This is a genomic window from Rathayibacter sp. AY1C5 (assembly GCF_002931705.1).
Taxonomy (GTDB): Bacteria; Actinomycetota; Actinomycetes; order Actinomycetales; family Microbacteriaceae; genus Rathayibacter.
The window spans coordinates 152,534-177,438 of sequence record NZ_PSWD01000002.1 but is presented as its reverse complement, the minus strand read 5'-3'; the positions used below and the strand labels follow the sequence as shown (position 1 = coordinate 177,438).

Here is a 24,905-nt window from a genome sequence, read left to right as displayed (position 1 = left end):
TCGGTGGCTGATGCCAACGATCCGGTGTGTGCCGGGTCCTCGCCACAGAGCATCGGCGGATTGAATCTCTCAGCCTGTCACTCTTGCCTCATGGCGCCGGAGACGTCATGTGAGTCGATGAATCTGCTTCTCGACCGCAACGCGCTGGTCGGCTCGAACGACTTCTTCGAACCACTCGTATCTGCAGCTCACGCTACCGCCATAGCCACCGCCGAGATGTATTGAAAGCAGATCCCGACTTACCCACTACCAGGATCGGCCAGGAGGAACAGCATTTATCATATTTGATCCACTTGCAACAGTCGTCGACTTCGGCGCGGTCGAGCCGGTCGAATGAACCCCAGCTAATCCTTTGAGTAGTTCTGCGAAATTTCAGCCCTAGCGCTTTGATCTGGCGATAGTCACCAATATACTCGAACGATGTCATTCACTGTGAAAGAAGCTCAGCCGCGTCCGGGTTGGTTCGCTCGACGCGAATCGCATCAACACTTCGCGAACGGGCTTCGTGTGGCTGTCAGTGTGTTCGGTATAGTTTCTTTCGGAATTGGAGTTGCAGCGGTTTTTCGCGCACAAACGCCTGAAATCGGGGGCACCGCGCTTGTCACGCTCGGTGCAGTTGCGGTCCTACTCGCCGCGATCGGGAGGTTTCCTGACCGATTCAGCGTGGGTCAGTGGGAGGTCGAGTTAAAACGTGATTCCTTGGAAGAAATCTTAAGCATAGTGAAGGCGGAAGCTCCCGACATTTTCGATCAGGTCGCCGCGCTAGCACGAGGAGGAACGCGCACTCCTGACGCCGTCGATGCGGCCGTCAAAACGGCTGAGGCGTCTGGTGAGGACGAGAAGTCCTTCGAGAACGAGTTAATCGACCAGAATTCGGCTGGGCGTTTAGATCTACCCGATCTTCGAACAGAGGTCGACGTATCCATACCTTCGAAGGGGAGGCCGCCTCGCGTTGACGCAGTTTTCTCATTGCGAGGAAAATCGGTGGCAGTCGAATTCAAGAACAACTGGACTCGATCGATCTCGAACTTAACTCGTCAGCGATTGAATCGCGTTCTTACCAGTCCGGACTTTATCGCCGCCGCTGTTGTCGTCCCGCGGCAGTTCATGCGGGCGGCGGTGCTGGATATTGACGACCGCCGGATTGTGGTCGTATCCCCCGATCAGGTACACGACCTGGTACGCATAATCGAAGCGCAACTCGACTCCCTCAGGTGATAACCTGAGCTTCGACGTCAGAACTGTGCCCCACTTGGAGGTTTCGACGCCTGGACCACCGGCCTTCGTAGACGCGACTCCTTTGGTAGACGCGCCTTCGAGCTTCAACCGACGCCTAGTCCACCGTCACGATCGCTAGCCTGCAAGAGCCCGCCCCACGAGCTGCTCAATAGACCCGCAGTACAGCGCCGCGGCCCGCGGTAGCCACTCCCTATGGCCTGATTCGTGTCGTCCGAGGCGGCAACGATGATTCATCGGGTCCCTAGCGGACACCATGCGCTGCCCGTCCGAGACCTCCTATGCTCTGTGGTGCTAAGCCCAGCCAAGGGCGACGACGAGCCGGGAGTTGTTGGTCGCGGAGACAACGTCGTAGGGGTCGATCGGAGTGCCTGGGCGAGTCCGTCTCGGGTGTCCTGCGGGCGTGAAGCCTGGTCGAGCGAGGCTCTCGCTGGCTAGTGCTGCTCACCGAGATCTCGATGCGCCGCGCTGCGCGGGCTACTCGAACAGCACTTTTCTCGCGAGGCGGGCTGATTGTCCAACAAGCCGTTAGCTGCGCGGGCTTCTGGATCGATCGTTCCGCTCAATTCAGTCCATCCAGCGACGACTGACGAAGGGCCTGTCCGGTGCGCGCTGCCTTCGATCTCTTGCGATTTGGGAGGTCTCTGATATCTAATGACTCAAGAAGTGCCATCTGTTTTAGCGAAGGAGACATCATGCGAGTCAACGCGTATTACTCCATTAATCCAAGCGACCCGGACGTGCACCACGTGCACTCTGATTGCCCGACCGGCCAACAGATTCCTGCCGCGAACAGGCGACAGGGCACCAGCGGCTATTGCCAGTGTCGGACTTGCGCCTCGATGTAGGTAAGGGATCTGCAAACTGAAGAGAAGCTCGTCCTCGCGATTCGTCAGCCCTAAAGGCGAGTCGCGAGGACGAGCGCGAAACCGTCATACCCCGAGTCGCCGTCGGCCGCGACGACCGGCGCCGTCGCCCGCGCCGTCCCACAACCGGATCGCCGAACGCGGCACGGGCCCAACGACATACAGGCCCCACGCGAAATCCACCGGAGTCCCGTCGAAGCTTCGACGAGCACCACGTGAGTCGGCGCCGACGGGTCGATCGAGGCCCCTCTCAGCTCCGCGATTCTGGTCTGCGCAACCGACATCTGTCGCCCGCGCCACGCCCAGGCTTGACCGAGGGGCAGTCGAGGTGTTCCGTGCGCCGCGACGAAGATCAGGCCCGACGCGAGCAGGAACGCGAGGACGGCGGCCACTGCGCCGATCGCGGGGATCGACCAAATGCGACGCGACCTGTTCGGTCGGATGAGTGCGATGACCGTCACCAGGAAGGTCAGAGTGACGACTCCTGGGACGAGCGCGGTCGTCGCGTTCAGGAGCCCGTAGTTGCATTCGCCGGAGGCTCCGCCGCACCGATCGACCGCCAGGTGGTCGACCAGGACGAAGAAGGACAGGACGACACCGAGGACGAGCAGGAGGACGAGCAGCAGGATCGCGGTAACGCGGTCCGCGCGGGCGGAGAGGCGGCGGCGGGGCGGCGGCGGAGGTGCCCACGGATCGAACATGTCCCCTTCGCCCCAGTCCGAATCCGAGTCGAAGGCCATGGAGCTGCTCGAGATAGTGGAGCAAAGCGGATGAGCATCTCCGATCGCATGGCATCAGTGCGGGTCAGCACGTGGCCAGCACCGCTTCCGCCGCCTCCCGGTCCTGCGCCCCGACCGCCAGCCCGTACTCGCTGAGCACCGCCACGAACTGCTCCACGTACCCGCAGCGCAGCTCCGCGGCCGGTGGCAGCCACTCCCCCGGGCCGGCGTCGCTCTTCGCGCGGTTCGTCTGCTCGGAGGCGGCGACGAGGTTCGCGGGGTCGTTCGCGAAGGCGAGGCGCTGGTCGTCCGTCCACGACCAGGCGCCGTGGTGCCAGGCCCAGCCGAGGGCGACGACGTGGTCGATCTGTACGAGGCGGGAAGTGTCGGTCCCGGAGACGAAGGCGACCGAGGTGCCGTCGTAGGGGTCGATCAGGGTGCCGGTGAGGACCTTGCAGTCGCGGGTGCCGGGCTTGAACACAGGGGCGAGCAGGTCGCGGCCGAGGACGTCGTTGCGGGTGTCGCAGCCGTTGCGGTCGACGTCCGACCCCGCCTGCCCGAAGAGGTCGCGGTCGTAGGGGACGGCGGCGGGGCCCTCGACCGAGGCGAGAGCGGCCAGCGTCGCGAGGGGCGGAGTGGACGGCTCCGTTTGTGGAGCGGACGGCTCCGTTTCCGGAGCCAACGGCTCGACGTGCGCCGAGGGGCTGCTCGGCGCGGGAGCAGCGGGACTGCTCGACGCCGCAGAAGCACCGGCCGAGGAGGACACCGCCTCCGGTCCGCCTCCTCCCGCCGTGTCCGACAGCGCGACGGCTGCAACGGCGAGCGCCGCGGCCCCCAGCAGAGCGAGGACCGCACCGGCCCGTCGACGAGGGCGTCGGCGCACGGGGGCGGCCGACCAGTGGCGCATGATCGACCCTCCTGCGATGAGACCCGCGATGCGGTCGACGCGACGCGCCTCCTCAGTATGCGGAGTGGCCCGCTCAGGGCTCGACGGTCGGGCGGAGCGTCGGGAACGGGGCGGCCGCGCGGAGCGACGGCGTCGACGGCCGGGATCGAGCCTCCCGGAGGCCACCTCGTCGCGCCCGCATCGGCGACCCGCGCCTGCTTGACTGCTCCCATGGAGATCTTCATCGGAGTGGTCGGCCTGCTCGGCGGGCTGGTCATCGCCGGGCTCGCGGTCGTCGCGGTGGTCATCGGACGGCGGCGGGCGGTGCCGGCGTCGCTGGTCGACGTCGAGGTGCGGCTGACGCACGCCGGGGACGACTGGTGGCGGGTGGGCGCGCGGGTGCGCAACTCCGGCCGGTCGCTCGTGCCGGTGACGAGCTACAGCGACGGGCGGCCGATCTCGGTCGACCTCGGCGGGGCCGTGTCGGCGGAGTGGTACGGGTCGGCTCCCCGGTCGGACGCGTGGCGGATCGATCCGGCGGTCGGGCTCCTCCTCGGACCCGTCGCGCTGGAGCGCGGGGCCGACCTGGGGGCGACGATCGTCGTGCGCGGGCGCCCGCAGGTGCGGATCGACGCGCCGCTGCGCTACGTGCCGGTGCGCGAGAACGTGATCGAGTCGCAGACGCCGGACGCCGCTCCGGTCTGGGGCGTGTCCGAGGCCGCGGCCGCTCCGGCAGCAGCGCCGGCGTCGGCTCCCCCCGCGCCGATCCGGCCGCGCCAGCAGCGCCCGAGGGACGCCGACCCGAGCCGAGCCGAGCGCGAGAGCGTCCTCCGCGGCGGCTTCGGAGTGTGGGCGGCGATGATCGCGGGCGGCGCAGGAGCCGTCGGCGTCGCGATCGGGATCGCCCTCGAGCTGGCCGGCGTCGAGGCGTCGGGGCTGGGCGGCGCGGGCATCATCCTGATCGCGGCCGGCTTCCTCGGCCTGGTCGGCACCCTCGTGATCCGGCTGCTGCGCCGCTGGCTCGAGCCGCCGGCCCTCTGGCGGACGCCCGCGCAGCGCCTCCGCCGCCCCGGGACGATCACCGTCCTCATCCTGAGCTACGCCGGGCTGGCGCTGTTCTGCACCGAGTTCGCGGCGCAGTCGGTGACCGGCGACACGACCTGGGTGGCCGGTGTCGCCGTGCTGATGCTGATCGCCGCATTGATCGGCATGGGACTCGTCGGGTTCCTCCGCCTGGTCGTCCTGCTCGGCGTGCGCCGCGCCTCCCGGGAGACCCCGTGACCCGTGAGGTCGTCGTCGTCGGAGCCGGCCTGGTCGGAGCGGCGACAGCCCGCGCCCTCACCGAGCGCGGCGATCGCGTGGTGCTCGTCGAGCAGTTCGAGCGGGGCCACGACCGCGGCTCGTCCCACGGCGAGACGCGCATCTTCCGCCGCGGCTAGCTCGAGGACGACTACCGCGCCCTCACCGGACGGGCCGGGCGCGCCTGGGCACGGCTGGAGGCCGAGACCGGCCGCCGCCTGCTGCATCCGGTCGGCGCGATCGACCACGGCGACTCCGCCGTCCTGGCCGCCGTCGAGGCTGTCCTCCTGCGCGACGGGATCCCCGTGGTGCGGATCGAAGCGGACGAGGCGGAGCGGCGCTGGCCGGGACTCCGCTTCGAGACCGACGTCCTGCTGCACCCCGAGGGCGGACGCCTCGACGCGGCGGCCGCGATCGACGCGATGCTCGACTCCGCCCTCGGACGCGGCGCCGTCCTCCGGACGCGGACGCGGGTGCTGGGCATCGAGGAGCGCGCCGACGACGTGCGCGTGCTGACCATCGACGGCGCTCTCGACGCGGACGCGGTCGTCGTGGCCGGTGGATCCTGGACGCCGCCGCTCGTGGACGGCCTCGTCCGCGCGGCCGGCCGACGCCTCCCTCCGCTGCGCGTCACACAGGAGCAGCCCGCGCACTTCGCGACCGACCTGCCCCTCGACTCGTGGCCGAGCTTCGCCCACCACCGCGCCGGCCTGCCGGTCGTCTACGGGCTCGCGACGCCCGGAGTCGGGGTGAAGGTGGGCGAGCACAGCACCGGTGTCGTCGTCGATCCGGACGAGCGCACCTTCGAGCCCGAGCCCGGAGCGCTCGCCCGCCTCGTCGGCTACGTCGCGGAGTGGATCCCGGGCGTGGACGCGGCGAGCGCCACTCCGATCAGCTGCCTCTACGACAGCACCCCCGACGAGGACTTCGTGATCGACCTCGTGGGCCGCGTGACTCTGGCGACCGGGTTCTCGGGGCACGGCTTCACGTTCGGTCCGGTCCTGGGCGAGCTGCTCGCGGACCTCGTCGCCGGCGGAGCGGCGCGGGAGCGGTTCCAGCTGCTGCCGGCGTGAAGGGCGGGTGCATCCGGAGGAGCGGCTTCCGACCGGGGAGCAGCGGGTGCTCCCGGGAGGCGGATTCCGATCGAGCAGCGGATGCTCAGCGGCCTGCGGGGCCCGTCCCGCGCTGCTCGCGGCCGTCCGGGTCGAGGAGCACGGCGTCGTCCCAGCCGCTCGCCGCGTCCGTCGTACGGGCCTTCGCCGGCGGGCGCCGCGCGACCGCGACGACGATCAGCGCTCCCAGCATCACCAGGGCGGCGGTCTGGAGCGGCGGCGCGACCATCGCGAGCGCCTGCCGCACGTAGAGCTCCGGCGGGACCGTGATCGAATCGCCCTGGTACTGGTTCGGCAGCAGGAGGACCACGACCGGGAGCGCGAGCACTGCGGCCCAGAGGACGACGGTGACCGCGATGGCGGCGGCCCAGAGCAGGCGGACCCGCTTCATCGGCGGGGAGCCTTCAGCAGCGGCACCACGACCGCCGGGCCGAGCGCGATCAGGCCGACGGTGAGGAACGGTCCAATCGCGTTGTCGCTGAGCACGCGGAGGTACTGCTCGGGCCCGAAGGCGCTCTGCGACGGCGAGTAGTCGTACCAGCTGTGGGAGCTGTTCCAGAGGGCGAAGAGTCCGACGAGGACGCTCACGCCGCCGACGACCGCCAGGGCTCCGGCGATGCGGCGAGTGGAGACAGCGGGGCGGGGGTCGGTGTCGGTCGCGTCGTGACGGTCACCGGAGTCGGGTGCCGCGTCGCCGGGAGCGGGGTCGGGTTCGGTGGGAAGCGGGACGGTCGGCTCGGTCGGGAGTGGGACTGTCGGCTCCGCGGGTCGGGGCGCGGTCGGCTCCGCGGGTGTCGGGACGGCCCGCACCGCCGCTCTCGCGCGCTCCGGAGCGGTCCGTCGGCCGGAGACTCGGGAGCCGGTCGGGCCGCCGACCGATCGCACGTCCTCCTGCTCGGGAGCGGACCCGCCACCTCGCCGACCGGCCGATCGCCCGATGCCCGAGGTCCCGCCCGACAGGAACGGGGAGCGGAGGCGCTCCTCGCCGCTGCCGCGCCGCTCGGCCTCGCGTCCGTCGTAGCCGCGCTGGAAGCCCGCGTGGTAGCGCGGGTCGGTGCCGCCCTCGTCCGTCCCGCCTCTCTCGCGTGGGAAGCCGTCCGCTCCGGTGCTCCGCGCCATGCCGTCCCCCGCTTCGTGCAGTCGGGCCATCATGTCGCACCTCGCCCGCTGCGGGGAGGTGCCGGGCGGAGCTCGGGGTGCGGTCGACAAAGGCGGGGGTTCAGCGCCCGGCCGCGGTGGTGCGCGACGGGAGGCTGACGATCCCCGCTCCTACCAGTAGCAGGCCGATCGTCACCGCCGTCAGCGCCGGCCAGCCACCGGCTCCGACGGCCAGGCCGAGGAGCCAGCCGCCGGCGGCCGAGCCCGCGTAGAAGGCGATCGTGTAGACCGCGCCGGCGTGCCCGCGGAGTGCCGGAGCCGCGCGCGCTCCCGTCCAGGCGGCGCCGGTCGCGTGCAGGGCGAAGAAGCCGGCCGTGAAGACGAGGAGTCCGGCGATCACCACGGCGACGTTCTCGGCGAGCATCACCAGCAGTCCGACGATCATCAGGGCGACGCCGATCCGCATGACGAGGCGGGGGCCGATCCGCGGCCCCCATCTCCCCGCGAGCCGGGAGGAGACGGTTCCCGCGAGGTAGGCGGCGAAGAGGAGGGAGACGAGCGCGGGCGCGAGTGCGAACGGCGGCGCCTCGAGCCGGAACGCCAGGTAGTTGTAGACCGCGACGAACACGCCGACCGCGAGGAACGTCTGCAGCGCGATCGCGACGAGCATCGGATCGCGGAGCACCTGCGCCGTCTTCCCTCGCCAGCCGCCGGGAGCAGCCTCGCGCGCGCCGCCGCCCCGGGGCGCGAGCACGGCGAAGACGATCGCCGCCGCCGCGCAGACGGCCGTCACGACGAGCAGTGCGCCGCGCCATCCGAGCGCCGCCGCGAGCGGTCCGGCGAGCAGTCGTCCGGCGGCACCGCCGATCGTGGTCCCGGAGACGTACGCCGTCGCGGCGGCCGTCGCTCCGGCGCCTCCGACCCGGTCGTGGATCGCCGCGACGGCGAGGGCCGGGACGGCACCCAGTGCCGCTCCCCCGAGGAAGCGCAGGACGAGGAGGAGCTCGAAGGTCGGGGCGATGCAGGCGAGCAGCGCCAGGACCACGGACGTGAGGACCGCGATCCGCATGGATTCGAGCCGTCCGATGCGCTCGGCCACCGAGGCCCACGGCAGCACCGAGAGCGCCAGTCCGAGGGTCGCGGCCGAGACGGTGAGCGCGGCGTCGGACGGGGCGAGGGCCCATTCCCGCGCGAGCTGCGGGAGGACGCTCTGCACGGCGTAGAGCTCGGCGAAGGTCGCGACCCCGGCGGCGAGGAGGGCGATGGTCAGCCGCCGCTGCGAGAAGGGTGCCGCTGCGCGCATCGGTCGGATGCGTGCGGCGGTGCTCATGGTTCCGACGGTAGACCGCCTGCGGGTGCATGACTAATGCCCTTTGTCGTACTGTTCATGCGTTCTGGTCATGTCCGGATCTAGGGTGGTGGCGTGTCCGACGATTGGCCCGCGACCCTCCGCCTCCTGCCCCTGCTCGTCGCGGTCGCCCAGACCGGGAGCGTCACGGCGGCGGCCGCCGAGCTCGGGATCCCGCAGCCGACCGCGAGCCGGTCGCTCGCCCGGCTGTCCGCCCTGGTCGGCACCCCCCTGGTCCGCCGGGAGGGCCGCGGGGTGGTGCTGACGGAGGCGGGGACCCGTCTCGCCGAGGCCGCTCAGGACGGCATGTCGGTGATCCGCGCCGGGCTCGCGGAGGTGCGGCAGGCGGGCGACGTGGAGCACGGCCGGATCGACCTCGCCTTCCAGACGCTCCTCGGGGAGAGCTTCGTGCCGGATGTGATCCGCCGGTTCCGCCGCCGCTGGCCGAAGGTCGGCTTCGGGCTCCGTCACGGCTCCCGCGCCCTCTGCCTGCGGGCCGTGGCGGAGGGCGAGTCCGAGCTGGCGATCGTCGCGGATCCGCCCGATCTCCCCGGCACCACCACGACGACCCTCTACTCGGAGCCTCTCCTCGCGGTCGTGGACCCCCGTCATCCGCTGGCCTCGCGGCGCTCGGTCACGGTCGAGGACCTCCGCGGCCTCGACCTGATCATGCTGGCGCCCGGCTACGGCCTCCACGAGTCGGCCCGGCGCCTGCTCGCCGTGGACGGCCGCGACCCCGTGCCGGCGTTCGAGGTCGGCGACTACCGCGCCGCCCGGGGACTCGCGGCAGCCGGTCTCGGACTCACGATCCTGCCGCCGAGCCCGTCCTCGGTCGACGACGACGTCCGCGAGATCCCGATCGACGATCCGGGCGCGAGCCGTGAGATCGGTGTGCTCGCCCGCGACACCGGAAACCCGGTCGTCCCCGAGTTCCTGCGGGCCCTGCACGCCGCGGCGGCCGCCCGGCGCCGGTGACCGCTGCTCGGCTCTGCTGTCAAGCACAGGAAGCGGAGGCCCTTCGTGCAGCAAGCTTCGAGAGGATCCCCGCACCGCCAGCGACACCCCCCTCCCCCCGCTCCTGCACCACGTCACCGAGGACGGCCCCGGTCATGATCCTTCTCCGCACCCACGCCAACCGCTGGACCGCGCGCGCCCGCCGCAGCGGCGTCGTCCTCGGCATCATCACCCTGGTCTCCGATCTCCCCCGCCCGGCCTACCGGACGGTCCGCCTCGACCCGACGAGCGGTGAGCGCGTCCTGCTCCGCGACACCGCCGAGCTCGAGGAGGCCTTCGCCGTGCTCCTCGCCGGGCTCGAGCGCTCGCGCATCGCGGCCTCGGCATCCCCGGCCGAGTCGGCTCCCCCGTGCGCCCCGGTCGACGCGCCCGTCGCAGTCGAGGACGACCTCGAGGAAGCCGCCTGACCTGACGGCCTCCTTGCGGGGAGACCCTCACCGCGCATCAGGTGCCGAGCTCTCCGCCCGCCTCCTTCACGCTCGACGTGTCGGATCGACGTGCCGTGACACCTCGACCGGCGGATCCGTCCTCGGCAGGTCCCGCGGACCGATGACGCGTCGGAGCCGGGCCGACCTGCGCGACCGCAGGAGAGCCCGGCGCCAGCGCGGATCGGTGCGGGCCCGGAGGTGGGGGTCGAGCGGGCGGAAGCCTCCAGCGGTCCGCTCCTCGATCAGCACGATCGTCGCGGTCGCGAGGTGCAGTCTCCGGACCGGCTCCCTCTCGGGATGCGGATGTCCGGAGCGCGTGCGGAGCTGCTGCTCCAGCTGCTCCGGATCGGCGGACCACCAGGTGCTGACGCCGACGCGTCCATCGGGGAGAGGGAAGCGCTCGGTGATGCGGTAGGGGAGGCCGTGCTCGGTCATGCAGTAGTGCCTTTCGAGGAGAGGGTCCGGCAGCCCGGGCCGCGCTGCAGCGGCCCGGGCTCCGGTTCACGAGGTGCGGGTCGAGCGACGGCGCAGCGCCGTCAGGGCGCCGCCGGCCAGGAGCAGAGCGCCGGCTCCGGCCGCGAGGGGCCCGGCCGCCGCTCCCGTCGAGGCGAGGACCGTCGGCACGAGTCCGACCGGAGGCACCGCCACCTGGGCGCAGCTGGCTCCGCCGTCGTCCGCACACGGGTGCAGGACGGTCGTCGGATCGAAGCCCTCCGGGACCTCGGTCAGGCGTGCCCGGTTGGGGATGGTCCACGCGTCCACGCCGTCGGCGACCCGTCCGGTCACGGTGAACGTCGTCGACGCTCCCGGGGCCAGAGACAGGTTCTCGACAGTCAGGTCGGACGACGCCGGGCCGCCGTCCCGGGAGATCGTGACGTCGCTCAGGTGCGCGAGCTCGGGGATGTCGGTGAGGGTCACCCCGTCCGCCGGCCGAGCCCCCTCGTTGGCGACCACGATCCGGAACCCGGCACGCCCGCCGTGGTCGACCTGATTCCCGATCGCCGTCTTCTCGATGGAGAGCCTTCCCTCGACGGGCGGCACCGGGATCTCGGCGCAGGACGACGTCGCATCGTCAGCGCAGGCGTTCTCGACCGTCGGCGGGTCGAAGCCCTCGGGCTGGTGGGTGATCGAGACGCGGTTGGGCAGGGTCGCGGCGTCGTACCCGTCGGCGACCCGGCCGCTGACGTGCAGCGACACCTGGCCGCCGGCGGGGATGTCGAGACCCGTGACGGGCTCCGTGGCCGGCTGCGTTCCTCCGGCGCCGTTCTCGATGGTCGCCTCGAGCAGGTGGTCGAGCGTCGGGACGTCGGTCACGGTCACGTCCGTCGCGTCGACCGTTCCGGTGTTCGCCACGACGATGTCGAAGCCCGCCGTGCCGCCGTGCTCGGCGCTCGCCTGGGACGCGGTCTTCCGGATCAGGAGCGACCCCTCGCCGATGTCGTGCGGGACGGTGGCGCAGGGGTTCGCGTCGGTCCCCGTGCCGGACGAGGCGGGAGCGAAGGGCGCATCGGCGAGGCAGGCCGTGTTCGTCAGCGCGCGGTCCCCCTCGCCGGTCACGATCACGTCGAAGGTCAGCTCGGCCGTCGCCCCGACAGGCAGGCTGCCGGCCGCCCAGGAGATGCGGCCCGTCTCCGCATCGATCGTGGCCGTGCCCTGCGAGGCGCGGAGGGAGCCGGAGTCGAGCTCGGCGTCGTCGAGCACGCCCTTGTCGAGGTAGTCGATGACGGCGGCGTCGGAGTAGTCCCCGGTCCCGTCCGAGGTCAGCGTCACCCGGTAGGGCACGCGGGCGCCGCGGAGCAGCGGAGTGGTGGAGTCGACCGACGAGGTCTTCGCGATGGTCACGTGCGGCGCGAGCGGATCGAGGCGTGCGACCGCGACCGCACCGTCCGAGCCGTAGGCCCAGTCGTCGATCGCCCGCAGGTCGCCGTAGGAGCCGTGCACCGAGTCGTTGGCGTTGGGGATGCGGCCTCGCCCGGAGTCGTCGCCCTCCCAGCGGTGCACCCCGCCGGATGAGTCGGTGCCGCCGTCGCCGGACGTCACCGCGGAGGTGCCGGAGTACCGCTCCGAGTTCGATCCGGCGAGGAGCGAGTCGTCCCAGTGCACCGTCGACGGGTCGTCGCCGCCGCCGGTCGACCTCACGACGGACACGCCGCCGGCGGACGTCTCGGCGTCGACCCGCGTGAAGTGGAACTCGTTCGTGCGGCCGATGGAGGCGCGGAAGGTGACGTCGGGGTCGGTCACGTCGACGGTCCCGCCCTTCGCGTCCCGTCCGTCCCAGTCGACCGAGAAGGGACCGGTCGTCCCCGCGATCCGGGTGAGGTGCACGTCGCGCTCGCTGTCGTAGGAGCCGTCCCCGTCCGCATCGACGTCCACGACGACGGTGCCCGGCTGCGTCCCCAGGACGCCCGTGAGCGTGCCCGCGTCGGAGCCCGCGGACGACCGCCGGAAGGCGAGGCCCTCGATCGTCGGCGCGCGGTAAGCCGGAGCGATCGACTCCGGCAGGTCGGACGACGGCGGGTCCAGGAAGAGCTTGTAGGTCTGCAGGCCGTCGATCCCGGAGCGTCCGGACGCCTGCACGTACTGAGCCCCGATCCCGCCCGCCTCGCTCGACTGCGGCATGGGGACCGAGAGGTAGGACGGATCGGACGACCCGACCTTCACATTGCCCTTGTTCGTGGCCTGGACCGTCGAGGCGACTCCGTCGTAGCCGCGCAGCCCCAGCTCGTAGCGGGCGCCCGTCTCCGTGACGGCGTGAAGCGTGAAGGAGGAGCGCCGCTCCTCGGGCGAGGAGTAGGACTCCTTCGCCCCGGACTGGATCGCATAGGAGTCGGACCACACCCGGCCCGCGACCGCCGCGCCCCGCGCGTCCTGGACGCCGATGCTCCAGACGAGGTTCACCGGCGCCGTCACGTCGTCGTCGGACACCCGGATCTGGAAGACGCCGGTCTCGTTTGCCACGAACGAGCCGCCGGCGGACACCGAGGGCGCCGCTCCGGGCGCGAAGTCCTGCTCGTCGAGGACGGCTCCGCCCGGAGCCGTCACCCGGGCGGTACCGCCGCCGGTCTCGCCCTCGCCGGTCCCCGAGCCCGCCTGGAGCGGGTGGAGGTCCACCCGGAGCGTCTCGCCCTTCTGGACCCAGGCCGAGACGGTCGTCACGCCGGCGTTCGTCGCGCCTCCCTGCAGGAGGGTGTTCTCGATCGTCGTGTGAGGACCGTCGGCGGCGAGGGCGGGCGGCGGCGCGAGGCCTCCGCCCAGCAGCCCGCTCACGAGCACGCAGCCCGCCGTCGTGCCGACCAGCGCTCGCGCCGTCCGCGCTCGGGGTCGTCCGCGCTCGTCCCGCCCCGACTGTTCCGTTCGACTCATCCGATGTCCTCTCCTCTGCCGACCGAGCGCACTGCGTCGGCGGCGACCGTTCAGCCCCACGGAAAGAGAGTATTGCTCGGTTCGACGTCGTCGCGGCCGGAACGGCTGCATCCGTGGAGAACGGCGCGAGATGGGCGCTGTGGAGGAGGAAACGGCGCGCGAGAAGAGCCGAGCGGCGTGCTCGCGGGTGATCGCGGAGCCTGCGCGGAGTGACCGCGAGCGCGGGCGCGGACTGATCGCGGATGCGGGCGGAAGACGGTCGGCGCCGTCGACGGCGCGAAGAGGCGTCCTGCGAGGCGGAGGACCGGCCGTTCCGTCGCGCCGCGCTCTCCGGGAGACCGACGCCGACAGCCACCGGAACGAGCGACTGTTAAAACGAGAACGGCCCGCCGAAGCGAGCCGTTCTGCTCTGTCACGTACACCGAAGTCCAAGGGTGGCGCGTAGCTGCGCATCAGCCGTCCACAGGATCCGGTCCAGCAGAGAGCGCTCCTCTAGTCTTGGTCCATGCACGACACGGCGACCTCCATCAGCGCGATTGACCTCTTCTGCGGAGCGGGTGGGCTCTCACAGGGTCTCCAGGATGCGGGTATTCGTGTCGTGGGCGGAGTGGACATCGAAGCATCGTGCGGCTACGCCTTCGAGTCCAACATCGACGCACCCTTCATGGAGATGGACGTACGCGACGTCACGGCAGCTCACCTGGAGCCGCTCTGGCAAAGCGGCACGGTTAGGATGCTGGCCGGCTGCGCGCCTTGCCAGCCCTTCTCGCCGTACCGCCGAGGCGTCGACACATCAGCCGAGGAACAGTGGCCCCTCCTCCGCGAGTTTGCTCGGCTCGTGGAGGAAATCGAACCTGAACTCGTCACGATGGAGAATGTGCCCCGGATTGGCAGCTCCCAGGTCTTCAAAGACTTTGTGACGGAGCTGGAGAGCCTCGGGTACTTCGTGGATTGGAAGAGCTGCTACGGACCGCGCTACGGGCTCCCCCAGCATCGAAGACGTCTTGTGCTCCTCGCATCGCGGTTGGGGCCCATTAAAGTTCCCGATGGCCCGCTCGATGAGTCAGATTTCCGAACTGTACGAGATGTTATTGGTGGCCTACCGCCCATCGCATCAGGCGAGGCGCACGCGGAGGATTCACTACACGTTGCGCGACGCCTGTCACCTCTGAACCTCCAGCGGATCGCCGCGTCCAAGCCCGGGGGAACCTGGAAAGACTGGCCAGAAGAACTGCTGTCCCCTTGCCACCGCAAGGCATCAGGAGCATCCTTCAAGAACGTATACGCGCGAATGGAGTGGGACAAGCCCTCGCCGACGATCACCACTCTCTCAAACAACTTCGGTGCTGGCCGCTTCGGGCACCCAGAGCAGGCGCGGCCGCTCTCTCTGCGTGAGGCAGCTCTCCTTCAGGGATTCCCGCGCGGGTATCGCTTCGTCAGGAGTGGCGCGAAGATCAACATGGCGCCGATCGCTCGGCTGATCGGCAACGCCGTTCCGCCACCCATCGCTGCAGAAGTCGGACGAGCTGCTCTCGCCCACGTCAGTAACATGGAAGCGACCACGAATTGACAGCCGCAGACACGCCAAGCACTGAGGACGAGGGCGTGCCTCTCGACAAGACCTACAAAATGTCTGTCGAGCTGTCCGTGCTCGAGTCCCTCGGCATCAATCTGTACAGCAACGCCGCCGCTGTGCTTTCGGAGCTCGTAGCAAACGCCTATGACGCCGACGCCGGCAATGTGTCGATTACCTGGAAACCCAGATCGGTCGGCGATGGCGAAGAGAAGTTGATGGAGGTCGTCGTCACAGATGATGGCAGCGGTATGGACGTCGCTGAGCTCAATGCGCGCTTTCTCAAGGCCGGATATAAGAAACGAGGGAACGAGGGTCTTGCGTCCCCGAAGTGGAGCCGACCATTCATGGGGCGAAAGGGAATTGGCAAGCTTGCGGTGTTCTCGCTCGCGCGCGTGGTTGAGGTCTACAGTAAGACGAGTGATGGCGATGCTCACGGCTTTCGAATTGATGTTAATGATTTAGAGGAGTGCATAAAGTCCGAGAAGGACTACCATCCCCAGCCAGTCGATGTGCCGCATGAGTTCAATACGCAGGGCACGACCCTTGTTCTATCCGACCTGAAGTCGAAACGGGCTGGACTGACGTCCGCCGCACTGCGAAAGCGCTTGGCCCGGCGGTTTGACGTTCTTGACGAGACCCCATTAGACCAGGGTGGCTTTCACATCGTCGTGAATGGCTCGCGCATTACGTGGGCGGATAGGCAGGAGCTGAAGAAGCTTGAATTCATCTGGGAATTCGGTCCAGACAAGCTTCCTGATACGGCGCTTCCGAAGGATGTCGTTCGTTTCGAACTGCCTTCAAATCTCGTGCGTGCAGACAAGGGATGGAAAGTGAGCGGGTGGTTCGGTACAACTAAGACACCAACCGACCTCGTCGGGGACACTGAGGCAGGCTCGCTTAAGAACATCATTGTCATCGCTCGCAAGCGTCCGATCCAAGAGGGGATAATAGAAAAACTAGATTTCAGCCGGCTCTTCGGCAACTATGTGACGGGTCAGATTCAGGCAGATTTCCTTGACCTCGATGACCCCGAATACGATGACATCGCTACAAGTGACCGCCAACGTCTCATCGAAGACGACGAGCGCGTTACTGCCCTGCAGGAGTTCCTTCGAAAGGCATTCGTTACAGCAGCAGAGCAGTGGAGTAAGGCCAGGCCCAAGCGAGAGGCAAAGGACGCCCTCTCGCGCTACCCCAAACTCGCTGGGTGGGTCGATGAGCTTCCGAAGTGGCAGCAGGATAGCGCGCGAAAGATGGTTGGAACCATTGCAGGCCTAGATTTCGAGGGAAGCAGCGCCGCTGTCGACCGCTCTGCATTGTTCCGCTCTGGCGTGCTCGCATTCGCCCGCGTGGGCCTCCGGGAATCGGCCGACGAGCTTGATCAGTTGAGCAACATCTCGGCTGTCGAGTTGCTCCCACTCTTGGGTCAACAAGACGCGTACGAAGCAGGCCTCTGGGTTGATATCCTTCGTTCACGCGTTCAGGCAATAGAAAAGTTGCAGGGCCTGGCGGACGCAAACGAGAAAGAGAAGGTGCTTCAGCAGCACTTGTTCGATCATCTCTGGCTACTCGACCCGTCGTGGGAACGAGCCACGGGCAGTGAGACGATGGAAGAGGATCTTCGCAAGATCCAGCCTGGCCTGTTCGCTAAAGACGAGCTCGATGAGGAAATTACTGGGCGGATTGACATCCGCTATAAGACGGTCGGCGGTAAACACGTCATTGTGGAACTGAAGCGCTACGATGTTAAGGTCGATGCCCGGAAACTCGCCGAGCAAGGGACGAAGTACGCCCAAGCACTTAGCAGCATCCTCTCCCAACAGCAGCTTCAGGACCAGATTCCGAACATTGAAGTGATATTCGTCTTGGGCCAGCGACCTGGCATACAAGGATTTGTTCCAGGTCTCGGGACTTATGAGGAATACATAGGCAGCCAGTTCCGCTCTTTCCGAGGCAGCTATCGTCTCTACGACTCCCTGATTGCTAGTTCTCGCGTGCAGTATCAGGAGTATCTAGACGCAAGCCACCAGGCACGAAAACTCGAAGACCTTCTGTCAGACCTGGCCCCGGAGAAGACGCCCGAGTCGACAGACGTTCCGATGCCTGTCACCCCAGCGCCGATTGGCACGACCGACCAGCCTTCTCCGGTTCGGCCCAGAATGCCAACACCCGCGCTCCTCGCGAGCCGCGCCAAACCGAAGCCCCTGAGCTGATCCAATCCGTCCAGACCCGTTCTGGCTCGGACCTCTAGCCGCCTTGTCTCGAAGGACACGCGCTCGCTCCGCGGTGCACCGTCAGGCGCAGTCCGTCATGAATGCTTGTCAGTGCCATCCGAATCAGGCGCGTCAATCTACCGCGAGATCGGCGTGAGAACCTCGGCGAGCGGTTTCCTGCCGTTCGTTCCCTGTTGCAGTCGGGACGCCGGCTCCTTATGCGCGGCCCTCACTGCATGCTTGCCCTCGTCACGGAGCGCTTTCGCGTTGCGGCCCACCGAGCCACTGAAGTCGCGAAGGTCAGCGAGACTGAGCGACGGAAAGCCCGCCAGAATCGTTGCGACATCCGGCTCATCACTGAACAGGGAAGCCAGTCCATCCACGTTGCCCTGACCATAACGCCTCGGAATGCCTTGGGGAGATGCGCCCTGCGCGCGCGCCAGGTCGGCCATTACTGGGCGCGGCTGGTGAAAACGGTGGGCGTAGTCAGTGAGCAGTGCGCGCAGGTCTGCGCTTGCTTGCGTAATTTTGTGCGCATCCGAAACCGACATCCGCAGCAGGTCCTGAACATCTCGTGGCTTATCCGGCCAGACGAGGCCGTCGAGATGCTGGCCGGTGCGCAGAATCTTCTTGTTGAGCGCGTGCACGGCCTCAACCACTGGTGTTGGGATTAGCCCCCAACCCTCCAGCGACATCGCGTCCTCATCTCCACTCACTCCTCCAGTGTGCCGCACCGTGATGGAATCCGCACTCATCGACATAATTCACTCTTGTGCTTGGTGTACGCAAATGTTTTTTATCGACACACCGCGGACGAGTTCGGACGGGTAGCTGTCCAAGGATGGCGTCTGACAGTCGGTCTCCACGGTCAAGCAAGGAATCAAGCAAGGGGTGCTGAGGACAATCGGTCCTGGAGCAGATGCTCTCGGCAGCGCAGTCAAGACACGGAGGAACACCATGCCCGTGAAGAAATCAGGCCTGCCAGTCAACAGCGACAGCTACTTCGGCGGGCCGGCTTACGCCGTCGGTGACGCAGAGCCGCTCATCGAGTTCGTTGACGGTAAGCCAGCCGGCCAGCAGCACGACAGGGACACCGGGAAGCCACTGTGGACAGTCCGGGTGTTCGACACCGACCCTGAGGATCCTAAGGGTCAGGGTGAGGTCACTGTCAAGGTTGTGGCAGCTACACCGCCCGCTCTGCCTGCGGAGCTACCGGGGCTCCCCTTCCGCCCGGTGATCTTCGATGATCTCGTGGTCGTACCCTATGTCAAGGAGGGGAACGGTCGACCCCGCGTCGCGTACTCGCTGCGCGCAAGCGGTATCCGCGCCGCGGCTGCACGGAAGGCCGGCGACTCATGATCGTCGCCGAACTCCGGAACTGTGGCGCTGCGCTCAGGGCGGTCATCAAGCGAAACAAGGTGGCCACGGCTCTCGTTGTCGCGACGATCGTCCTCTTCAGACAGTGGCGACCCGCCCAACTCGTTCTGGGCGCGACACTACTCGTTCTCATTCTCATCGCCCTCGTCTGGCGGTACCGGGACGGTCCAAACCTCGCCCGCCACCAGTTCCATGTCTGGCGGCGACGTCAGTCCGCCTACGTCCTTGCCGTCTGGCCCGAGCTGATGCTCCGGCTTGGGATCGCCGTCCGAGTCGCGCAGTCTGCGCCGAAAGTTCCTACGATCCGGTCGGCATCGTGGACTGGTCGCTCTCAGGTGCTCCGACGATGACGCGCACGGCTCCTGGGGCTTCTATGCGACCGGCTCCGATCCCGACACCCGCGAGCGGGTACAGGTCCGCAAGTCCGGCTCTACGAACCAGACGGCCGCCCGGAAGGCTCGCAACCAGATCGTCGCGAAGCTCGACCGCGGCCTCTACGTCCCGCCGACCTCGCTGACATTCCGCGAGTGGCTGGCGGAGTGGCTCCCGCAGCACCGGGTGAATGGCAACAACGGTCGGGGGCTGAAGGCGACGAGCTACCTCAACGACGAGCGGTACGCACGCCTGGACCTCGCGCCGTCGGCGCTCGGCCCCATGCCCCTGTCGACCATCCGCCTGCAGCACATCAATCGGTTCGTCGCCGAGCTGAGCGCGGCCGGGCGCGGGGACGTCACGGTGCGCCGGATCGTCGCCGTGCTGCAGGCGGCCATGAAGGCGGCGCGGATGATCCAGGAGAACCCCGCAGTCGGCCTCGATCTGCCGAAGATCGAGCGGGCCGAGGCGAACGTGTGGGAGCCCGAGGAGGGCCGTCGCTTCCTCGACGTCGCGGCAGGAAATCGGCTCGGGCCATTGTTCGAGCTAGCGCTCTACTCCGGTCTACGTCGTTAGGAGATCCTCGGTCAACGTTGGGAAGACGTCAACCTCGGACGGAGTCAGCTGACGGTGCGCCATAACCGGACTCAGGTCGGCGGCAAGGTCGTCGAGCAGACGCCGAAGTCGCGGTCCCGCTCGCCTCCGACCTCGTCGGGACGCTCCTCGCCTGGCAACTCCGGCAGGCTGACGAGCGTGCTGAATGGGGTGCGGCCTACTCCGATCAGGGCTACGTCTTCACGGACGAGCGGGGCGAGCCCCTGTACCCGCAGCGCGTCACGAAGCTCTTCGAGCGTCTCCCGATGCAGGCGGAGCTACCGGCGCTGACGCTCTACGGGCTCCGGCATACGGGCGTCTCGCGACTGATCGCGGCGGGTGTGCCCATCGCGATCGTGTCGAAGATGGTGGGCCACTCGTCCATCCAGATCACGAGCGATCGGTATGGGCACTTGATCGGAACGGCCGCGCAGGACGCGATGGCCGCGCTGGTGCCCCGTGCACACAAACTGCACACAATCGGTTCCGGGGCCGAAACGACGAAATCCCCGGAATCACGCTAGTTCCGCGTAATACCGGGGATTGCTCTGTCTCAACCAGAGTGCGCCCGGAGGGATTCGAACCCCCAACCTTCTGATCCGTAGTCAGATGCTCTATCCGTTGAGCTACGGGCGCAGTCCATCGCGTGGGCCAGAGGCGCACGCAACGAGGTACGACTATACATGCCGGGAGCCCCCTCCGCGAATCGGCGGCGGCGGCAGCGAGGGCTCCCTCCCTGGACGCTCCTGTGGCGCCCGGGCGCCGCTTCCTCCCTGGCAATTCGGAGCGCCTCGCAGAGCCTCCGACGGGCGGACGCCGCTGCTCCCCCTCACGGCGTACCGTGGGCTCATGGAGGCCGCCGCGATCGAGCTCGTGGGCTTCGTCGTCTCTCCGCTGCACCGCTACGAGGGCCGCCCCGCCGACGGCCCGGTGCCGTCCGAGGGCAACGAGCAGCCCGAGCGGATCGAGATCCGCGCAGGCCTCGGCATCGTCGGCGACCGCTTCTTCGCCCAGCGCGCGCACCGCCCCGCGGCGATCACGCTCTTCGCGGTCGAGACCCTCGAGCACATCGCCGCCGAGCTCGGCGCAGGGCCCTTCGACCCCGCCGACACCCGCCGCAACATCATCGTCCGCGGCGCCGACGTCGATGCGCTCGCCGGCCGCACGTTCGCGATCGAGCAGGGCGGGGAGCGGATCGAGTTCCAGGGCGGACGACCGGCCAACCCCTGCGCCTGGATGGACGTCGTGCTCGCCCCCGGGGCGTTCCGGGCGATGCGGAGGCGCGGCGGCGTCCGCACCGCCCCCCTGACCAACGGCGTCCTCCGCACCGGGCCGGCCCGCCTGATCCTCCACAGGTCGGACGACATGCTGATCTGAGCCCGGCGGCGAGCGCCTAGGCTCGCAGCGACCGACTCCCCCGATCGAAGGAGGCCCCGTGCTCCGCCCGAGCGACCTCCTCCCCACTCTCGCCACGACTCTGCGGCGCGGAGTCCGCGACGTCTTCGCGACCACGCGCTCCCGGGGGCGGGATCCTCACCGCCGCACCCGCAGCACCGACGTCTCGGTCCAGCGCGTGCACCACCGCGACGTCTGGGCGCGGGTGAGCACGGTGGGGCGCGACGGCGAGCGCACGTTCGTCCTCGTGCCGGGGATCGGAGTCGCGGCCACGTACTTCGAGCGCCTCGCGCCCGCGCTCAACGAGTTCGGCCCGGTGCACGCTCTCGACCTGCCGGGCTTCGGCGGCGTGCCGCACCCGATCGACGCGCGGCGCATGGACATCGGCGACTACGCCGAGCTGGTCGGCGCCGTCATCGACGAGCTCGGCCTCGACGATCCCGTCGTCCTCGGCCACTCGATGGGGACGCAGGTGGTGGCCGAGCTCGCCGCGCGCCGTCCGGAGCTGACCACCATCGTCCTGCTCGGACCCGTGATGAACCGGCACGAGCGCCGCCTCCCGACCGCCGCGCTCCGCTTCGCCCAGTCGAGCGTCCGCGAGCCCCTCAAGGTCGCGATCCTCGCCGCGGGCGCCTACCTCCTCTGCGGACCGCGCTGGTTCTCCCGTGTGCTGCCCGAGATGATGCACTACCGGATCGAGGAGACCGTCCCCCGGATCCGCGCGTCCGCCCTCGTCATCCGCGGCGAGTTCGACCGGCTCGTTCCGCGCGAGTGGGCGGAGGAGATCGCCCGGTCGATGCCGCATGCGCGGGCCTGGGAGATCCCCGACGCCTCCCACTCCGTGATGCACGCGCACGCCGAGGAGGTCGCCCGCCTCTGCGTCGAGCACGCCCGTGCACCGCGGCCCGACCGGGACGAGGCCGCCCTCCGCCGCTACCCCGACTCGGAGGTCGATCACGCCGAGGAGGACGCGCCCACCGAGGACCCGATCGGCGCTCTCCGGGGACGCATCACCGAGCTGGCCGGGATCCTCGTGGACGACGACTCCCTCATCGCCGAGGGCAAGACCCTCCACGCCGAGGCGAGCGATCCCGAGGCACTGCACCAGGTCGCTCCGGACCCGGGCGACGGCGAACTCGTCGAGGGCGGCGGACCGAGGAAGGACGGCGAGCAGGACGGCTGACCACCGCAGGCCACCACGAGCCGCATGTCGCGCGGCGCGAGACGCCGAGCGCTCGCGAGAGCAGCCCTCCCGCCGACGCCACTCGGCGCCCGCCCGTCAGGACTCGGCGCCGACGATCTCCTCGCGGATGCGCCGCAGGTCCTCGGCGAGCGCCCCCAGCAGGATCCAGTGCTGCGGGTGCGGAGTCGCGATCACGAGCGGCGCGGTGAGAGCGGGCAGCTCGTCCGTGATCGCCTCCGGCTCGGGAACGTCGACCGAGGACTGCACGAGGAGCCGCAGATCGTGGGCGGCCCGGTGCAGCTGGACGGCGATGTCGGCGATCGTCGGCTCCCCGACGAGCTCGTCGTCGTAGAGGTCGTGCACGGTCCGCGTCATGCCGCGGACCCGGGTCACGATGCGCCCCAGCCGCGGGACGACGGAGTCGAGGGCCAGCAGCCGGTCGCGGTGGGCGGAGCGGCGCGGGTTGAGGCGGAGGGACTCCTCGCCGGTCGCGATCGCCTCCTCCGCCTTGCTCTGCATGGTCTGCAGCAACCGGGCGTTGATGAGCAGCTCGTCGAGCCGGCGTCGCGGGACGGGGGCCTGGAGGGCGTCGCCGAGGTCGTCGAGGGCGGCGGCGAGCTGAGCGGTGAGGTCTCCGATCGCCCGCTCGGCCGGTGCCAGCACGACCGGAGGGACGATGAGCACGTTGATGACGACTCCCACCGCCGCGCCCAGCAGGGTCTCGAGGATGCGGTCGAGCGCGTAGTTCGGCGTGACCGCGCCCACCGAGAGCACGAGCATCGCGCTGATCGGGATCTGCACCGCGGAGGCGGGGGTCAGGCGCACGGCCCACCCGACGGCGATCGCGGCCACGATCGCGAGGAGAACGATGATGCTCTCGCCGCCGAGCACCGTGCCGATCACGGATCCGACGATCACGCCGATGATGACGCCGACCGAGCGCTCGAGGGCCTTGGAGAACGACTGGTTGATGCTCGGCGCGACGACGAGGAGCGCGGCGATCGCGCCGAAGACGGGCAGCGTCCCCGGGAAGACGACGCCGGCGAGGAGCCAGGTGACGACCGTGGCCGCCGCCGTCTTGACCAGCTGCAGCACCGGCGGCCGCGTCGGCACGGTGAAGCTCGAGGTCAGGCGCATGGGACCACGGTAGCGAGCGCCCGCCGCCTCGCAGTCACCACGCGGGTCACCGACTCGCGGCGGCCTCGACGCTCGCGAGCACCGCGCGGAGCGAGCGCGACGCCTCCGCCCGCAGATCGGCGGGCACCCCCGAGAGCAGCGCCCGCTCGGCATCGAGCACCTCGGGGAAGGCCCGGTCGACCAGCTCCTCCCCCTCGCGAGTCAGCGTGATGAGCGAGCCGCGCCCGTCCGCCGGGTTCGCGGCGCGCCGCACCAGGCCCCGACGCTCCAGCGAGTGCACGCGCTTGGTGATCGCGGGAGCGGAGGCGAGGGCGATCGTCCGGAGGGTCGTCGGCGACTGCGGAGCGCCGGCGCGACGCAGCGTGGAGAGCACGTCAAACTCGCCGCGGGTCAGCCCGTGGGCGGCGAGCAGCTCCTCCGTCGCCCGGACGATCAGCGCGGAGGCGCGGATCAGCCGCCCGACGACGTCGACGGCGGAGGTGTCGAGTTCGGGCCGCAGCACCGCCCAGCCCGCCCTGATCTCGTCGACCGCGTCGCCCGGCTGGCTTTCAGACTTATTCACACGTAAAGTATATCTGCTTCACCCGTGAAACACTTCTCCGGCCGCCGCCGCTCGGACCCCGATCAGAGGACCCGATGGCCGCCACCCCCGTTCTGCCCCACCCCCGCGAGCTCCTCGCCTTCGGCCCGCACGCCGGCGCCCATCGCGTCGCCCTGCGCGCCGGCGTCTCCATCGCCGTCCCGCTGCTCGTCCTCTGGGCGCTCGGCCGCACCGATCTCGCCCTCTACGCGACCTTCGGCGCCTTCACGGCCCTCTACGGTCGCCAGCACACGCACCGGCCGCGCCTGCTGATGCAACTGTCGGCCGCCGCGTTCCTCGTCACGACCGTGACCCTCGGCACCGTCGTCTCCCTCTCCCCTCACCGCGACTGGCTGATCATCCCCGTCGTGGTCGCCGTGACCGTCGCGGCGGCCTACCTCAGCGACGCCCTGCACTGGCACCCGCCCGGCCCGCTGTTCCCGGTGTTCGCCGTCACGGCGTGCGCGTCCGTCCCGTCCGAGCCCTCGCGGATCCCGCTCGCCGTCGCTCTCGCCGCGGGCTCCGCCGCCTTCTCGCTCGTCGTCGGCCTGAGCGGTCTCGCGCTCCCCCGCGCACGCCGCCTCGCCCCGACGCCGTGGCGCACCTCGTTCCGCGCGGCGGCGGCCCGTCCGGCGACGCGCGCCGCCCTGCTCCGCTTCGGGGCCGTCGTCCTGGTGGCAGGCACCATCCCGACCGCGACGGGCCTGGGCCACCCCTACTGGGCGATGGTCTCCGCCGTCGCAGCCGTCTCAGGAGCGGACGCCGGCGCCCGGCTCGTGCGCGCGGGACACCGGATGCTGGGCACGATCGTCGGAGTGCTGATCGCGGCCGCGCTCCTGGCCCTGCCGCTCTCCCCGCTCGCCGTGATCGTGGTGGTGGTGCTCCTCCAGATGACCGCCGAGCTCGTCGTCGGCCGCAACTACGGCCTAACCCTCGCCTTCGTCACTCCGCTCGCGATCCTCATGGTCGAGCTCGCGCACCCCGTCGACGAGCTCGTGCTGCTGCGCGACCGGGCGCTCGAGACCGCGCTGGGCGTGCTCGTCGGAGTCGTGGCGACGCTCCTGACCCACGCCGCCTCGCAGCGCTCGCGCTCGCGCTCCTAGGCTCAG

Annotated in this window: 23 protein-coding genes, 1 tRNA gene and 2 pseudogenes; 15 read left to right on the top strand and 11 right to left on the bottom strand. The window is 69.3% G+C overall.

The features are described 5' to 3' along the window. Positions 1-3 precede the first annotated feature (3 nt). Together C5C57_RS03190 and C5C57_RS17620 are read left to right on the top strand one after the other, a co-directional pair. On the top strand, positions 4-225 hold the full coding sequence (locus C5C57_RS03190; protein WP_146082348.1) for a hypothetical protein: 222 nt from the start codon (positions 4-6) through the stop codon (positions 223-225). Between the two features lie 195 nt (positions 226-420). Then, on the top strand, positions 421-1,218 hold the full coding sequence (locus tag C5C57_RS17620; protein ID WP_146082347.1) for a hypothetical protein: 798 nt from the start codon (positions 421-423) through the stop codon (positions 1,216-1,218). Positions 1,219-2,134: 916 nt separating this feature from the next. On the opposite strand, the gene C5C57_RS03185 is transcribed toward C5C57_RS17620, so the two are convergent. Together C5C57_RS03185 and C5C57_RS03180 are read right to left on the bottom strand one after the other, a co-directional pair. Continuing rightward, positions 2,135-2,842 carry a hypothetical protein gene (locus C5C57_RS03185; protein ID WP_104297297.1) on the bottom strand — a complete coding sequence of 236 codons (708 nt, stop codon included), beginning with the start codon at positions 2,840-2,842 and terminating at the stop codon, positions 2,135-2,137. Between the two features lie 64 nt (positions 2,843-2,906). Continuing rightward, positions 2,907-3,728 carry an HNH endonuclease family protein gene (locus C5C57_RS03180; RefSeq protein ID WP_104297296.1) on the bottom strand — a complete coding sequence of 274 codons (822 nt, stop codon included), beginning with the start codon at positions 3,726-3,728 and terminating at the stop codon, positions 2,907-2,909. 210 nt (positions 3,729-3,938) lie between these two features. Between C5C57_RS03180 and C5C57_RS03175 the strand changes: the two genes are divergently transcribed. From C5C57_RS03175 to C5C57_RS03170, 3 genes and pseudogenes are all read left to right on the top strand, one after another. Next, positions 3,939-4,988 (top strand): hypothetical protein, encoded by a 1,050-nt coding sequence (locus tag C5C57_RS03175; RefSeq protein ID WP_104297295.1) that lies wholly within the window; start codon positions 3,939-3,941, stop codon positions 4,986-4,988. Next, complete coding sequence (locus tag C5C57_RS18635; protein WP_374953595.1) at positions 4,985-5,146, top strand: FAD-dependent oxidoreductase; 162 nt, start codon at positions 4,985-4,987, stop codon at positions 5,144-5,146. The genes C5C57_RS03175 and C5C57_RS18635 overlap by 4 nt, the downstream gene beginning before the upstream one ends. A 30-nt stretch (positions 5,147-5,176) precedes the next feature. Continuing rightward, a pseudogene (locus tag C5C57_RS03170) lies at positions 5,177-6,079 on the top strand (FAD-dependent oxidoreductase); the annotation flags it as partial. Positions 6,080-6,164: 85 nt separating this feature from the next. Here C5C57_RS03170 and C5C57_RS03165 read toward each other — a convergent pair. From C5C57_RS03165 to C5C57_RS03155, 3 genes are all read right to left on the bottom strand, one after another. After that, a complete protein-coding gene (locus tag C5C57_RS03165; RefSeq protein ID WP_104233489.1) occupies positions 6,165-6,509 on the bottom strand; it encodes a hypothetical protein in 345 nt (114 codons plus the stop codon). After that, positions 6,506-7,270 carry a hypothetical protein gene (locus C5C57_RS18405; protein WP_181069087.1) on the bottom strand — a complete coding sequence of 255 codons (765 nt, stop codon included), beginning with the start codon at positions 7,268-7,270 and terminating at the stop codon, positions 6,506-6,508. The genes C5C57_RS03165 and C5C57_RS18405 overlap by 4 nt, the downstream gene beginning before the upstream one ends. Positions 7,271-7,337: 67 nt before the next feature. After that, on the bottom strand, positions 7,338-8,546 hold the full coding sequence (locus tag C5C57_RS03155; protein WP_104297293.1) for an MFS transporter: 1,209 nt from the start codon (positions 8,544-8,546) through the stop codon (positions 7,338-7,340). Between the two features lie 93 nt (positions 8,547-8,639). Here C5C57_RS03155 and C5C57_RS03150 point away from each other — a divergent pair, with 93 nt between their 5' ends. Next, a complete protein-coding gene (locus tag C5C57_RS03150; RefSeq protein ID WP_104297292.1) occupies positions 8,640-9,539 on the top strand; it encodes a LysR family transcriptional regulator in 900 nt (299 codons plus the stop codon). A gap of 134 nt (positions 9,540-9,673) precedes the next feature. After that, entirely contained in the window at positions 9,674-9,985 is a 312-nt protein-coding gene (locus C5C57_RS03145) for a hypothetical protein (protein WP_104233493.1), read from the top strand. Positions 9,986-10,051: 66 nt separating this feature from the next. Here C5C57_RS03145 and C5C57_RS03140 read toward each other — a convergent pair whose 3' ends face one another. Continuing rightward, positions 10,052-10,441 carry a hypothetical protein gene (locus C5C57_RS03140; protein WP_104297291.1) on the bottom strand — a complete coding sequence of 130 codons (390 nt, stop codon included), beginning with the start codon at positions 10,439-10,441 and terminating at the stop codon, positions 10,052-10,054. Positions 10,442-10,507: 66 nt separating this feature from the next. Then, positions 10,508-13,369 (bottom strand): DUF11 domain-containing protein, encoded by a 2,862-nt coding sequence (locus tag C5C57_RS03135; RefSeq protein WP_146082346.1) that lies wholly within the window; start codon positions 13,367-13,369, stop codon positions 10,508-10,510. 505 nt (positions 13,370-13,874) lie between these two features. Between C5C57_RS03135 and C5C57_RS03130 the strand changes: the two genes are divergently transcribed. Together C5C57_RS03130 and C5C57_RS03125 are read left to right on the top strand one after the other, a co-directional pair. Beyond that, a complete protein-coding gene (locus C5C57_RS03130; protein ID WP_104297289.1) occupies positions 13,875-14,939 on the top strand; it encodes a DNA cytosine methyltransferase in 1,065 nt (354 codons plus the stop codon). A gap of 35 nt (positions 14,940-14,974) precedes the next feature. Continuing rightward, the gene (locus C5C57_RS03125; RefSeq protein ID WP_104297288.1) at positions 14,975-17,158 is read left to right on the top strand and encodes an ATP-binding protein; all 2,184 of its coding nucleotides are present in this window, start codon (positions 14,975-14,977) and stop codon (positions 17,156-17,158) included. Positions 17,159-17,295: 137 nt separating this feature from the next. Here C5C57_RS03125 and C5C57_RS17615 read toward each other — a convergent pair whose 3' ends face one another. Beyond that, a complete protein-coding gene (locus C5C57_RS17615; protein ID WP_146082345.1) occupies positions 17,296-17,805 on the bottom strand; it encodes a hypothetical protein in 510 nt (169 codons plus the stop codon). Between the two features lie 310 nt (positions 17,806-18,115). On the opposite strand from C5C57_RS17615, the gene C5C57_RS03120 reads away from it, so the two are divergent. The 3 genes and pseudogenes from C5C57_RS03120 to C5C57_RS17945 form a co-directional block, all read left to right on the top strand. Beyond that, the gene (locus C5C57_RS03120) at positions 18,116-18,517 is read left to right on the top strand and encodes a plasmid replication, integration and excision activator (protein ID WP_104297287.1); all 402 of its coding nucleotides are present in this window, start codon (positions 18,116-18,118) and stop codon (positions 18,515-18,517) included. A 273-nt stretch (positions 18,518-18,790) separates the two neighbouring features. Continuing rightward, positions 18,791-19,483, top strand: coding sequence for a tyrosine recombinase XerC (gene xerC, locus C5C57_RS03115; protein WP_104297286.1), 693 nt, complete (start codon positions 18,791-18,793; stop codon positions 19,481-19,483). Positions 19,484-19,599: 116 nt separating this feature from the next. Next, a pseudogene (locus C5C57_RS17945) lies at positions 19,600-20,025 on the top strand (tyrosine-type recombinase/integrase); the annotation flags it as partial. A 39-nt stretch (positions 20,026-20,064) separates the two neighbouring features. Here the strand turns inward: C5C57_RS17945 and C5C57_RS03105 are convergent. Next, positions 20,065-20,137: transfer RNA gene (locus tag C5C57_RS03105), tRNA-Arg, on the bottom strand. Between the two features lie 213 nt (positions 20,138-20,350). On the opposite strand from C5C57_RS03105, the gene C5C57_RS03100 reads away from it, so the two are divergent. Then, complete coding sequence (locus tag C5C57_RS03100) at positions 20,351-20,878, top strand: MOSC domain-containing protein (RefSeq protein ID WP_104297284.1); 528 nt, start codon at positions 20,351-20,353, stop codon at positions 20,876-20,878. Between the two features lie 58 nt (positions 20,879-20,936). After that, on the top strand, positions 20,937-22,079 hold the full coding sequence (locus C5C57_RS03095) for an alpha/beta fold hydrolase (RefSeq protein WP_181069075.1): 1,143 nt from the start codon (positions 20,937-20,939) through the stop codon (positions 22,077-22,079). 96 nt (positions 22,080-22,175) lie between these two features. Here the strand turns inward: C5C57_RS03095 and C5C57_RS03090 are convergent, their stop codons facing one another. After that, positions 22,176-23,216: an aromatic acid exporter family protein gene (locus C5C57_RS03090; RefSeq protein ID WP_104225996.1), complete on the bottom strand. Its 1,041-nt coding sequence runs from the start codon at positions 23,214-23,216 to the stop codon at positions 22,176-22,178. 46 nt (positions 23,217-23,262) lie between these two features. After that, positions 23,263-23,778 carry a MarR family winged helix-turn-helix transcriptional regulator gene (locus C5C57_RS03085; protein ID WP_104297283.1) on the bottom strand — a complete coding sequence of 172 codons (516 nt, stop codon included), beginning with the start codon at positions 23,776-23,778 and terminating at the stop codon, positions 23,263-23,265. Positions 23,779-23,852: 74 nt separating this feature from the next. Between C5C57_RS03085 and C5C57_RS03080 the strand changes: the two genes are divergently transcribed. After that, positions 23,853-24,899: an FUSC family protein gene (locus C5C57_RS03080; protein ID WP_104233499.1), complete on the top strand. Its 1,047-nt coding sequence runs from the start codon at positions 23,853-23,855 to the stop codon at positions 24,897-24,899. Positions 24,900-24,905: the final 6 nt, after the last annotated feature.